The sequence below is a fragment of the Brucella pseudogrignonensis genome (assembly GCF_032190615.1).
Taxonomy (GTDB): Bacteria; Pseudomonadota; Alphaproteobacteria; order Rhizobiales; family Rhizobiaceae; genus Brucella; species Brucella pseudogrignonensis_B.
Genome location: NZ_JAVLAT010000001.1, coordinates 82,080 through 94,863 on the forward strand (window position 1 = coordinate 82,080; position 12,784 = coordinate 94,863).

A 12,784-nucleotide genomic window follows, 5' to 3' on the forward strand; every position below is an offset into this window, starting at 1 on the left:
CCTTCCAATCCTGTTAACGATTCTTGCTGGTATAAAGTGAGCGTCTGCATTATATCAACGCGATCACGCGTGCTGGTTTGCGTGCAAAGACATTAAATTGTCTTGCTCAAGCGCATTCCAGCTTTCGTGCAAGGAGGACAAAATCCGAGAGAAATCGCGCGGATAATTAAACAGGTGTGAAATGACGAAGAACTGGACCCCGAATTCCTGGAGAGACAAACCGATCAAGCAAGTGCCGTTTTATCCAGACGCACAGGCTTTGACCGATGTTGAGGCTCGCCTTCGTACCTATCCACCGCTCGTTTTTGCCGGCGAGGCACGTAAGCTGAAAACACAGCTTGCAGCCGTTGCCGAAGGAAAAGCATTTCTGCTTCAGGGCGGCGATTGTGCGGAGAGTTTCGCAGAACATGGCGCGGATAATATTCGCGACTTTTTCCGCGTCTTTTTGCAGATGGCCGTTGTACTGACTTTTGGTGCTTCCAAGCCTGTTGTTAAGGTTGGCCGTATTGCGGGTCAGTTCGCAAAGCCGCGTTCATCCGATATGGAAACGCTCAATGGCGTTGAGCTGCCTTCATACCGCGGTGACATCATCAACGGCATCGATTTCGATGAAGCTTCGCGTATCCCTGATCCGCAGCGTCAGGACATGGCTTACCGCCAGTCTGCTGCGACGTTGAACCTGCTGCGAGCCTTCGCACAGGGCGGCTACGCGAACCTCGAGAATGTGCATCAGTGGATGCTCGGCTTTGTTGGCAAAAGCCCGCAGGCAGAGCGCTATGCCGCTCTCGCACAGCGTATTTCGGAAACGATGAACTTCATGCGCGCCATTGGGATTACTTCCGATAGCAATCATTCTTTGCGTGAAACCGATTTCTACACCAGCCATGAAGCTTTGCTGCTTGGCTATGAAGAAGCGCTCACACGCGTCGATTCGACCTCTGGCGACTGGTACGGCACTTCCGGTCATATGATCTGGATTGGCGACCGCACACGTCAGGCTGATCATGCGCATATTGAATATTGCCGTGGCATCAAGAATCCGCTCGGTCTGAAATGTGGCCCATCGCTTCAGCCGGATGATCTCATTCGTCTGATTGATCTTCTCAACCCTGAAAACGAAGCAGGTCGTCTGACGCTCATCGCTCGTTTCGGTTACGACAAGGTTGGCGATCATTTGCCACAGCTCATTCGTGCTGTTGAACGTGAAGGCCGTAAGGTCGTCTGGTCTTGTGATCCGATGCACGGCAACACGATCACCGCTGGCGGCTACAAGACGCGTCCGTTCGACCGTATCCTCAAGGAAGTGGAGTCCTTCTTCGCGATCCATCGTGCCGAAGGTTCGCATCCGGGCGGTATCCATGTTGAAATGACCGGCAAGAATGTTACCGAATGCACGGGCGGCGCCCGCGCAATTTCGGCAGAAGATCTGCACGATCGTTACCACACGCATTGCGATCCACGCCTGAATGCCGATCAGGCGCTTGAGTTGGCTTTCCTTTTGGCAGAACTGCTCAAGAAGGAACGCGATGCCGGGACAGAAAAGCAGGCTGTTAACGCCTGATTGGAAAGTCACTTTTTAAATAAGGTCAGGGCGGAGAATTCATTCTCCGCCCTGTTGATTTTTATATGAAGACACTTATTGATCTTTGCATAATTTTTCGGGGGCATCCATGAAGCGGATTTTTCTGGCGTTTCTTAATTCAATGCGTGCTCTCAAGCACTTGGCGAAGCATGAAAAGGCCGTTCAGCAGGAGCTTGTCCTGTTTCTCCTGTCGCTCCCAATCGCATTCTTCATTGCTCCAACTTGGCTGACATTCCTGCTGATGACAGGATCGATCCTGTTTCTCATTCTGGTTGAAGTACTCAACACCGGCATCGAAGCGACCTGCGATGCCGTTTCGCGTGATTTTCATAAAGAAATTCAGATTGCCAAAGACTGTGGCTCGCTCGCAGTGCTGATCGCCATCGTTTTTGTAACGGTCACATGGGTCTATATTCTTTTTACAACCTATCTCATCTGACAAAGAACAACCGTTCTTCAACGCAATCCGTTGCAATCAATCACACAAGCGCGCTAAAGCTTGCGCATGACCAGCGTTAGCGAGAATCTCGATATGCTTCGTATTGCCGTTGCACAGCTCAATCCTGTAATGGGCGACATCGCCGGAAATCTTGAGAAAGCGCGCACAGCGCGTGCACAAGCCGCCCAAATGAACGCCGATCTTGTGATGTTCACGGAGCTGTTCATCGCGGGCTATCCGCCAGAGGATCTGGTTCTGAAAACTGCCTTCGTTGCAGCTTGCGAAAAAGCAGTGAAAGAACTGGCCAAAGACACAGCTGACGGCGGCCCCGGCGTAATTATCGGTACGCCTTTGCAGCGCGATAGCGGCTTACATAATTCAATTGCGGTTCTCGACGGTGGTGAAATTATTGCCGAACGCTTCAAGGTCGATCTGCCAAACTACGGCGAGTTTGACGAAAAGCGCGTTTTCCAGCCCGGCCCGATGCCGGGACCAGTCAATTTCCGTGGTGTACGCATTGGAATTCCGATCTGCGAAGACATCTGGGGCGATTTGGGTGTTGCGGAAACGCTGGCAGAGAGCGGCGCAGAGTTGCTGCTGGTGCCAAATGGTTCGCCTTATCACCGTGCCAAGATCGAGCGTCGTTATCAGGTTGTGCTCAAGCAGGTTATCGAAACAGAGCTCCCCATGCTCTATGCCAATCAGATGGGCGGGCAGGACGAACTGGTTTTCGACGGCGGCTCGTTTGCCTTCAATACGGATAAGAGCCTTTGCCTGCAAATGCCGCAGTTCGCAGAAGCCATCACTTTGACTATCTGGAAGCGCGAGGCTGATGGCTGGCGCTGTGAAGATGCTGAAAAGGCAAAATTGCCCGAGGGTCTCGAAGCCGATTATGCGGCTTGCATGTTGGGCCTGCGAGATTACGTCAATAAGAACGGCTTCAAGGATGTTGTGCTTGGCTTGTCAGGTGGTATCGACTCAGCGATCTGCACCGCGTTAGGCGTCGATGCATTGGGCAAAGATCGCGTGCGCTGTGTGATGCTGCCTTATCGTTATACATCGGAGGAATCGTTGAAAGACGCCGCCGATTGCGCGAAGGCGCTCGGCGTGCGTTACGATATTGTTCCGATTGCAGAGCCGGTTGAAGGTTTCCTTTCTGCGCTCAAACCAATGTTTGAAGGCACTGAAAGCGGTGTAACCGAGGAAAACCTGCAAAGCCGTGCGCGCGGCACTATTCTTATGGCCATCTCCAACAAGTTTGGCTCAATGGTTGTGACTACCGGCAACAAGTCGGAAATGTCGGTGGGCTATGCGACGCTATATGGCGACATGAATGGCGGCTTCAACCCCATCAAGGACGTCTACAAGATGCAGGTGTTCGCACTGTCTGAATGGCGCAACAACAATGTTCCGGTGGGAAGCCTTTGCCCATCCCGCGAAGTGATCCCGACTAATATCATTACAAAAGCACCGTCGGCCGAGTTACGCGAAAACCAGACCGATCAGGACAGTCTTCCACCTTATCCGGTGCTGGACGACATTCTCGAATGCCTCGTTGAAAACGAGATGAGCAATGCCGAGATTGTTGCGCGCGGTCATTCGCTTGAGACGGTGCAACGGATCGAGCATCTGCTCAATCTGGCCGAATATAAGCGCCGACAATCGGCACCTGGTGTCAAAATTACCAAGAAGAATTTCGGACGTGATCGTCGTTATCCAATAACGAACCGCTTCCGCGACCGCTGAAAGATTTAGTCATGACCGTAACTGTTCGTTTTGCACCGTCGCCGACGGGCTATATTCATATTGGCAATACACGCACCGCACTTTCAAATTGGCTTTATGCCAAGAAGAATGGCGGCAATTTCATCCTGCGTTATGATGATACCGACATTGAGCGTTCTAAACAGGAATATGCGGACGCAATTGCTGCCGATCTCGCATGGCTTGGTGTCACGCCTGACCGTGTCGAATATCAGTCAAAGCGCTTTGACGTTTATGCTAAGGCCGTTGAAAAGCTGAAAGCGGCGGGTCTTCTCTATGCCTGTTATGAAACGGCAGAAGAACTGGAGCGTCGTCGCAGGCTCCGTTTGGCGCGTAAGCTTCCTCCGGTCTATGGCCGTGAAGCGCTAAAGCTGACGGATGAAGAGAAAGCGGCCTTTGAAGCAGAAGGCCGCAGGCCACATTGGCGTTTTCTCCTGCCGAACTTTGAAAGCGATCCTTTCAACACCACACGCACTGAAGTGCATTGGGATGATCTGGTTCGTGGACCACAAACCGTTGATCTGGCTTCGATGTCCGATCCGGTTCTGGTTCGTGAAGACGGAACATATCTCTACACGCTGCCATCGGTTGTCGATGATATTGATCTTGGCATCACGCATATTATTCGTGGCGATGACCATGTAACCAATTCCGGCGTGCAGATTGCCATCTTCAAAGCGCTTGGCGCAGAGCCGCCTGTTTTCGGCCATCACAACCTACTGACCACAGTTTCAGGCGAGGGACTTTCCAAGCGCTCCGGTGCCTTGTCTGTCGGTAGCTTGCGCGAAGGCGGTTATGAACCGATGTCAGTTGCGTCTCTCGCAATCCTTATCGGTACTTCTGAATCTGTGTCTGCTGCATCCGATATGGATATACTCGCAGAGCGATTTGATCTGGCTGCGATTTCAAAGTCATCGGCAAAGTTTGACCCGGCAGAACTGGATACGCTCAACCGTGCACTGCTGCATGAAATGCCATTTGATAAGGCGAAAGATCGTCTCGAAGCATTGGGCATTTCGGGTGAAAAGGCAGAGCATTTCTGGCTGACTGTGCGCGGCAATCTCGAACGCTTCAATGAAACTACCCATTGGTGGCAGGTTATCACCGGCGACTTACCCGAAAAGCCGGAACTATCTGAAGAGGATCAGGCTTTTGTGAAGGAAGCCTTCACGCTGCTTCCCGCAGAGCCGTGGGACAAACAGACCTGGAAGGTATGGACCGACGCTGTAAAAGCAGCAACGGGACGCAAGGGCAAGACATTATTCATGCCCTTGCGCTTTGCTCTTACGGGGCAGGCACATGGTCCGGAGCTGGCGGACCTATTAGTTTTGATTGGTCCGGAAAGAACGAAGAGCCGACTACTCTGACTTTTGTGCTATCTGAATAAGCTCGTTCTGTCGGCGGCGCTATTGCTGCCGGCGCCACATGGCTCGGTTGTTGGGACAAAGGGTGCGCAGACGGCGTGTAAGCGACTGACTCTGTCTCATTGGTTTTTTGAGATGAATATGCTGGAACGACGTAATCTTCTATAAATACTGGTTGGTCGTTAGATAACTTTTCTATTCCAATAGTCTTTGCAGCTTGCCGCTTTGCTGAATGAATCTTGACTTCAATATTTTTCCGAGCTCTTTTCCTGATCGTCCGCTCAGGTTGCCAACTGGCTACGCAAGACTTTACGTGTTTACCAGCATGTGGTTGGCTTGCAATCGCTGCATTTATTTCTGTAAGACGTTCTTCAAGTAGATATTTTTCTGAAACCAGTTGTTTTTCCTGTTTCTTCAGACGTTCGCAAGTGACTGAACCTTTTTCCGGCGAAAACAGACTTTCATTACAGCGCCCTTGAGCACGTTCGACACGAACAGCTGAAAGGCGTTTTTGAATAGCATTCAGTTTTAGCTTTGTTGGATCAAGCACTTTACTGAGTTTGGCAACTTGCTGAGTGTTGCATGGCATAATCTGCTTTGTCGTTGTCATACAACCACTTAAAACGCCAATTGTAGCGAAAACGAATATCGCTGACTGAAAATTTCGAAAACTCTTATCAACAATCATCATAGAACAAGCCCATCCCGTTGTCCGTATGTCTGAATGTTTGATCTTTATAGTTAAAAAAACATAAACGCCAAGTATTAATTAAATACTTGGCGTTTTATATAAGTATATTTACTTTATTAGTTTGTGTTAATTTAAATTTTCTTATTGAATTCGTTGGACTTTTGCAGTGCTTCAACTGCTGCTAATGCAGTCATGTTAACAACGCCGCGCGAGGTTACTGAAGGTGTTAGAATATGGGCAGGGCGCGCAGCACCAAGTAGAATTGGTCCGACATGCAATGCGTCCGTTACTGTCTTTACGACGTTCAGCGTGATGTTTGCCGCATCGAGATTAGGGAAAACCAGCAAATTTGCTTCGCCCTTCAGTCGCGAATTCGGGAATACGCGATCACGCAATGCCTGCGAGAGTGCGGAATCACCGTGCATTTCGCCATCGGATTCAAGTTCCGGCGCTTTTTCAGCAAGAATCGCGGCGGCGCGACGCATCTTTTCAGCACTAGCCGACTCTTTTGAACCGAAATTGGAATGCGAAACAAGCGCAGCTTTTGGCTCAATGCCAAAACGACGGATTTCTTTCGCGGCCAGAATTGCCATTTCAGCAATTTCTTCTGCTTCTGGCTCAACTGTCACGTAAGTGTCTGTCAGGAACAATGCGCCGCGCTGTGAGATCAAAAGGCTCAATGCCGAATAATCACTGATGCCTGGCAGCTTACCGATGATCTGTTTTACAACGCGGGTATGGCGCTCAAAACGACCTTCAAGGCCACAGATCATCGCATCCGCTTCATCACGCATGACAGCAAGAGCCGCAATGGCAGTCGAGTTCGTACGAACGATCGTGCGTGCTGCTTCTGGGGTTACGCCCTGACGGCCTGTATAAGAGAGATACAGATCAACATAATCACGGTAGCGTGGATCATCTTCCGGGTTAATTAGTTCGAAATCTGTTCCTGCGCGGATTTTGAGACCGTAGCGATTTAAGCGTGCTTCAATTACACTTGGACGACCGACGAGGATAGGCGAAGCAATACGTTCTTCAATGACAACCTGGGCAGCGCGCAATACGCGTTCATCTTCACCATCGGCATAGATCACGCGCATTGGTTTGCTCTGCGCCCGGGCCGCCGCGAAGACCGGCTTCATAATAAGGCCGGAGCGGAAAACGAAACGCGTCAGGCGATCAGTATAGGCTTCCCAGTCTTCGATCGGGCGTGTCGCAACACCGCTATCCATCGCAGCCTTTGCAACGGCAGGTGCGATACGCAGAATGAGGCGCTGATCGAACGGCGATGGAATGATATAATTTGGGCCGAATGTCGGTGTGTCGCCAGAATAGGCGCGGGCCGCAACATCTGAAGGTTCTTCACGGGCAAGCGATGCAATCGCGCGCACCGCAGCAAGCTTCATTTCCTCGTTGATTGCCGTTGCGCCAACATCAAGTGCGCCGCGAAAAATATAAGGGAAGCATAGTACGTTGTTCACCTGGTTTGGATAGTCAGAACGGCCGGTGCAGATCATCGCATCCGAACGCGCTTCGCGTGCAGCTTCTGGCATAATTTCAGGGTTTGGATTTGCCAGTGCCATAATCAGTGGCCTTTCAGCCATTTGCTTAAGCAGTTCAGGCTTGAGAACACCAGCAGCGGAAAGACCGAGGAATACATCTGCGCCACCAATAACATCGGCCAGAACACGCGCGTCGGTTTTTTGCGCATACACGTCTTTCCAACGGTCCATCAGCTTCTCGCGGCCTTGGAAAACTACGCCTTCAAGATCGCAGACAAAAATATTTTCGCGCTTAGCCCCGAGTTTAACGAGCAAATTTAAGCAAGCGAGCGCAGCGGCACCCGCGCCTGACGTTACAATCTTGGCGTTTGTAATATCCTTTCCTGCCAATTCCAGACCATTCAGAACAGCGGCTGCAACAATAATCGCGGTTCCATGCTGATCGTCATGGAATACTGGTATATTCATCTTGGCGCGAAGCTGTTCTTCAACTTCGAAACATTCGGGAGCTTTGATATCTTCAAGATTGATACCGCCAAAAGTTGGCTCAAGCGCAGAAACCACATCAACCATGCGGTCGATTTCCAGTGCGTCGATTTCAATGTCGAAAACATCAATATCGGCGAATTTCTTGAAAAGAACTGCCTTGCCTTCCATCACCGGCTTGGATGCAAGCGCGCCGATATTACCGAGGCCGAGTACCGCAGTGCCATTTGAAACAACTGCTACCAGATTACCACGCGCCGTATATTCGGCAGCGGTGGATGGATCTTCGTGAATTGCAAGGCAGGGCGCCGCAACGCCTGGTGAATAAGCAAGCGCTAGATCGCGTTGATTGCCAAGCGGCTTGGTCGCTTGGATCTCAAGCTTACCGGGTTTCGGATAGCGGTGGAAGAAAAGTGCCGCTTCATCAAAATCCGAACGCGTGGACGTGGAGGGGGTCTTTTTATTCGTCATGATCGCATCACTTTCCGGTTCATGCTTGCAATAGGGGAGTTGCGCTGATGGGAACTAGCACCCTTTGAGCCAACGTCGCTTTTATCTCAACTTTTCAAAACAATGTAGGCCTGATTCTGAAAAGCAGTTATTACGCTAAGGCTTTAAAATCAAATCAACAGCTTGTTTGAGCGCCATGTGCATGACATGTGGGGTCGGCATTTAACCATATTCTGGTTTACATTTTAAATCTCATTTAAACGGCCTGATAATTTTTTATAAGAAGTGCAAATCGTTTCCATTGTATTTTTAATTCACCAATAAGACGCGTCGTGTTTATTATAATCAATTAATATTGCTAACGATATTTATCGGTTTCGGTCAATTATTATTGAAATATAATAGCTATTTTAAAGGGGATTATTGTCATGAAGAATTCAATTCCAAATATATTCGTTTCTCAAACATCTATTTCCGATGTTAATTTTGTCGAAGGTACATTCACTTTACGCGGTGTGCCTATCAAAGAATTGTGCATTGATACAAGATTGGAAAGCGTAATTGAGCTGTTGTGGAAAGACTTGTTTCCAAATTTTCCTACAGGCTCTGACCTGCAGTCAGCATTAGGCCAGGCGCGCGAGCAGATTTTTCTTTATACTGAAGATATAGATGACGAATTGTTTGATATGAAACCTGTCGACGCTGTTCGTACTTTAATGACTAAAATTCCCGATGTGACGGACTTGACTACGGCGCTTCATTTGATTGCGGCACCAGCTGTTTTTGCACCCGCATTCATACGTATGAAGCGGGGCAGGCATTCCGTTCGTCCGGATGCATCAATGCCCCACAGCGTTGATATTTTACGTATGATGAATCTCTCGTTGCCAAGTGATCAGGAAGTTTCTGCGCTCGATACGTATCTGATATCCTGCGTAGACCATGGTTTGACACCCCCGACATTAGCGGCGCGACTAGCGGCTTCAGTCAATGCTGGAATGACATCATCGATTCTGGCAGCCCTGTCGGTATTTAGCGGATCGTCGCATGATAGTAAGTCGGACGGGATTCTGGATATTCTCGACGCGTTTCAATCCAATCAGACATCTAGGAGCAACGTCGACTTCGCGGTATCGGAGAGGCGGAACGTTTGGGTGAAAAATAATGATCCCAGGACAGAAATCATTAAAGACGCACTTTTAAACGTCGAAAATAGTGGATCTTCGCGATTTCAGAGTAGATTGTCATTAGTTGAACAGCTCTTTGCTAATCAAAATCATAAAGAATTGTCAAATACTGTTGGAGCAGGGGAAACGACAGAGTTGAAGGTTTATTCCGCATTGCTGCTTGAGCAACTTGGCTTTGCTCGAGAAGTTTTTAGTTGTGTGCTCTCCATGGGGCGATCCATTGGCTGGATTGCGCATTCTCGCGAACAGGTGAATAAACCTTGGCTTATCCGCCCGCAGTTAGAATACATCAGACCATAAATTTAAGCTTTAAATTGTCACTATTTGAGTTCGAAAGTTCTCTCGACTTTTAAGGCTGCGCCCTGCATTTGCAGCCGTCATATCCCTGTGACGTGAATCGGTTTTTCTTCGTTCAAATTCAGGTTGCCAGATGGAGGGACAACCACATGAGCGAAGATCAGATTGAACCAAAAAAATTTCGCACTTTGTTTATTTCAGACGTGCATCTCGGATCGAAAGCAGCTCAGGCTGAATTGCTTTTAGATTTTCTGCGTGTTCACGAAGCAGATACCATTTATTTGGTTGGTGATATTGTTGATGGCTGGCGTCTGCGACGCAATTGGCACTGGCCGCAGGAACATAACGATGTTGTTCAGAAACTTTTGCGCAAGAGTCGCAAAGGCACGTCAATTATTTACATCGCCGGCAATCATGATGAGTTTCTGAGAAATTTTCAGGGAACGCATTTCGGCGGCATTGAGGTCATGAATCGCGCGATTCATGAAACCGCGGATGGCCGCAAATTTTTGGTTATCCATGGCGACCAGTTTGATGTCGTCGTGCGTAATGCGCGTTTTATCGCCTATCTCGGTGATTGGGCCTATGACACGGCAATCTGGATTAATACTGTTATGAGCCGGGTGCGCGCAAAGTTCGGATTGCGTTATTGGTCATTTTCCGCATGGGCAAAGTTTCGCGTTAAGAAGGCCGTTAACTTCATCGGAAATTTTGAAGACGTCGTTTCAGAAGAAGCGCAGCGCATTGGCGTCGACGGTGTTATTTGCGGTCACATCCATCATGCAACAATCAGCAGAATGAATGGTGTTGAATATATCAACACGGGCGATTGGGTTGAAAGCTGCACTGCTGTCGTTGAACATTTTGATGGTCGTATGGAGTTGTTGGAATGGACCGACCGTCTCGGTCAGCGATCGTCGCTTCTTTCCGCTCACGATGGCAATAAGGTGATTAGGTTGCCGCACGTAGCTCGCAAAACTGCGAACGGCAGCAAATGAAGAAGCTGGTGATCGTTTCGGATGCTTGGCACCCACAGGTAAATGGCGTTGTGAGAACACTGACCAAATGCTGTGAACTGATGGCCGAGCGCGGTTACGAAGTTATCGTTATCTCACCGCAGGACTATCGCTCCTTCCCATGCCCGACCTATCCTGAAATCCGGTTGGCAATGACAACACCATCGGCGCTTCGGCAAAAATTGGTCGGCTTGCAACCCGATTATGTGCATATCGCAACCGAAGGTCCGCTTGGAATTATGGCGCGGCGTGCATGTATCAAAATGGGCTGGAGCTTTACCACCAGCTTTCATACCCGCTTTGCAGAATATGTCAGGGAGCGGTTTCCAATTCCGCTGAGCTGGACCTATTCGTTTTTGCGTAAATTCCATAATGCCGCATCACATACGCTTGTCCCAACACAGTCTATTCTCACCGACTTGCATTCGCGTGGGTTTACGGGGCTCGAATTGTGGACGCGGGGCGTGGACCGTCATCTGTTTCATTCGCGAAACGATGTAACGAAAGATTTGCCGCACCCCGTATTCATCTGTGTGGGTCGCGTGGCAACAGAAAAAAACCTGCCGGCATTCCTTGACCTCGACTTGCCCGGGACCAAGCTTATCGTCGGAGACGGACCGGCCCTTGAAGACTTTAAAGCTCGTTTTCCGAATGTCGTATTCATTGGCAAAAAAGAAGGCCATGAGTTGGCTAAAGCTTATGCATCAGCTGACGTATTCGTGTTTCCGAGCAGAACTGACACATTTGGCTTGGTTCTGCTTGAAGCGATTTCATCTGGTTTACCTGTAGCAGCTTTTCCGGTTCCGGGGTCTTCTGATGTTGTCGGAGCCACCGGCGCTGGAGTTTTATCTGAGGACCTCCGCGCCGCTTGTCTGGCGGCGCTCGAGATGCCCGCATTCGATCCTGCTGAGGTGCTAAAACCTTTCACATGGGATGCCTGCGCGGATATTTTCGAAAATGTGCTTGCAGCAACCAACAGTGTCAATCAGCGATCAAACCACACATATAATCAGCCCCAGAGCGTGGCTTCCGGCGGATAAACGAGTGCACCTTCATATTTGAGACCCGGAGCGCGGTCCTTTGCAAGAAGCAATGGTCCGTCAAGATCGACAACATTGGCCTTCTGCGCGAGCAAAACTGCCGGTGCCATTCCAAGTGACGTGCCGACCATGCAACCAACCATCACTTTTAAACCAAGCGATATGGCCTTCTCACGCATGATCAGTCCTTCGGTGAGCCCGCCCGCCTTATCGAGCTTGATGTTAACCGCATCATAACGGGTCGCCAACTCTTCGAGTCCAACAGATGTATGCACGCTCTCATCTGCGCAGATAATCACTGGTCGATCTATGCGGCTTAGAATTTCGTCTTTACCCGCAGGTAAAGGCTGTTCAATCAAAACTACGCCAGCCTTAGCTGCCGCAGCCGTGTTTTCTTCGATGTTGTCGTCGGTCCAGCCTTCATTGGCATCAATGATTATTTGGCTGTTTGGAGCAGCACTTGTAACGGCATGAATGCGCTCAATATCATTGTCGCCGCCCATTTTTACTTTAATCAATGGATAATGAGCAACTTTAGCGGTCGATACTGCCATCTCTTCAGGCGTACCAAGCGATACGGTGATCGCAGTTTCAAGAGGATGGGGCAGGGTTCCAAGCGTGTCTGCAACACTCTTGCCCGATACCTTTGCTTCCAGATCCCAGAAAGCACAATCAACTGCATTTCTTGCTGCGCCTGCGGGCATGAGCGTTTGAATAGTCAGACGATCCGCACCGCTTTCGATCGCGCTCCGGACAGCTTCAATCTGTTCGCTAACGCTCGCGATTGATTCTCCATATCGTGCATAAGGAACACATTCACCGCGCCCCAATTTTCCATTGTGACTTATTTCACAAACTATGACCAAAGCTTCGGTCTTTGAACCGCGAGAGATTGTGAATTTTCCGGCAATGGGATAGCGTTCTTGGATGATTTTCAAACTATTGTGCATGGATATGCCCTTTAGG

At 49.5% G+C, this 12,784-nt stretch carries 10 protein-coding genes; 7 read left to right on the forward strand and 3 right to left on the reverse strand.

Annotation, left to right across the window (positions count from 1 at the left end):
- The first annotated feature begins 181 nt into the window (after nt 1-181).
- The 4 genes from RI570_RS00465 to gltX all read left to right on the forward strand — a co-directional run bounded on the left by RI570_RS00465 (nt 182) and on the right by gltX (nt 5,152).
- Nucleotides 182-1,561 carry a class II 3-deoxy-7-phosphoheptulonate synthase gene (locus RI570_RS00465; RefSeq protein WP_250040760.1) on the forward strand — a complete coding sequence of 460 codons (1,380 nt, stop codon included), beginning with the start codon at nt 182-184 and terminating at the stop codon, nt 1,559-1,561.
- Nucleotides 1,562-1,670: 109 nt separating this feature from the next.
- A complete protein-coding gene (locus tag RI570_RS00470) occupies nt 1,671-2,021 on the forward strand; it encodes a diacylglycerol kinase (protein ID WP_313826477.1) in 351 nt (116 codons plus the stop codon).
- 66 nt (nt 2,022-2,087) lie between these two features.
- Nucleotides 2,088-3,767, forward strand: coding sequence for an NAD+ synthase (locus tag RI570_RS00475; RefSeq protein WP_313826478.1), 1,680 nt, complete (start codon nt 2,088-2,090; stop codon nt 3,765-3,767).
- Nucleotides 3,768-3,778: 11 nt separating this feature from the next.
- Nucleotides 3,779-5,152, forward strand: coding sequence for a glutamate--tRNA ligase (gene gltX, locus RI570_RS00480; RefSeq protein ID WP_313826479.1), 1,374 nt, complete (start codon nt 3,779-3,781; stop codon nt 5,150-5,152).
- Here gltX and RI570_RS00485 read toward each other — a convergent pair.
- The gene (locus RI570_RS00485; RefSeq protein ID WP_313826480.1) at nt 5,070-5,840 is read right to left on the reverse strand and encodes a hypothetical protein; all 771 of its coding nucleotides are present in this window, start codon (nt 5,838-5,840) and stop codon (nt 5,070-5,072) included. The genes gltX and RI570_RS00485 overlap by 83 nt on opposite strands.
- 131 nt (nt 5,841-5,971) lie before the next feature.
- Nucleotides 5,972-8,299 (reverse strand): NADP-dependent malic enzyme, encoded by a 2,328-nt coding sequence (locus RI570_RS00490; protein WP_313826481.1) that lies wholly within the window; start codon nt 8,297-8,299, stop codon nt 5,972-5,974.
- A gap of 407 nt (nt 8,300-8,706) precedes the next feature.
- Between RI570_RS00490 and RI570_RS00495 the strand changes: the two genes are divergently transcribed.
- From RI570_RS00495 to RI570_RS00505, 3 genes are all read left to right on the forward strand, one after another.
- The gene (locus RI570_RS00495; protein ID WP_313826482.1) at nt 8,707-9,765 is read left to right on the forward strand and encodes a citrate/2-methylcitrate synthase; all 1,059 of its coding nucleotides are present in this window, start codon (nt 8,707-8,709) and stop codon (nt 9,763-9,765) included.
- A gap of 146 nt (nt 9,766-9,911) precedes the next feature.
- Nucleotides 9,912-10,760, forward strand: coding sequence for a UDP-2,3-diacylglucosamine diphosphatase (locus RI570_RS00500; RefSeq protein WP_313826483.1), 849 nt, complete (start codon nt 9,912-9,914; stop codon nt 10,758-10,760).
- Nucleotides 10,757-11,818 carry a glycosyltransferase family 1 protein gene (locus RI570_RS00505; protein WP_313826484.1) on the forward strand — a complete coding sequence of 354 codons (1,062 nt, stop codon included), beginning with the start codon at nt 10,757-10,759 and terminating at the stop codon, nt 11,816-11,818. The genes RI570_RS00500 and RI570_RS00505 overlap by 4 nt, the downstream gene beginning before the upstream one ends.
- On the opposite strand, the gene dgcA is transcribed toward RI570_RS00505, so the two are convergent.
- A complete protein-coding gene (dgcA, locus tag RI570_RS00510; RefSeq protein WP_313826485.1) occupies nt 11,788-12,768 on the reverse strand; it encodes an N-acetyl-D-Glu racemase DgcA in 981 nt (326 codons plus the stop codon). The genes RI570_RS00505 and dgcA overlap by 31 nt on opposite strands.
- Nucleotides 12,769-12,784 lie beyond the last annotated feature (16 nt).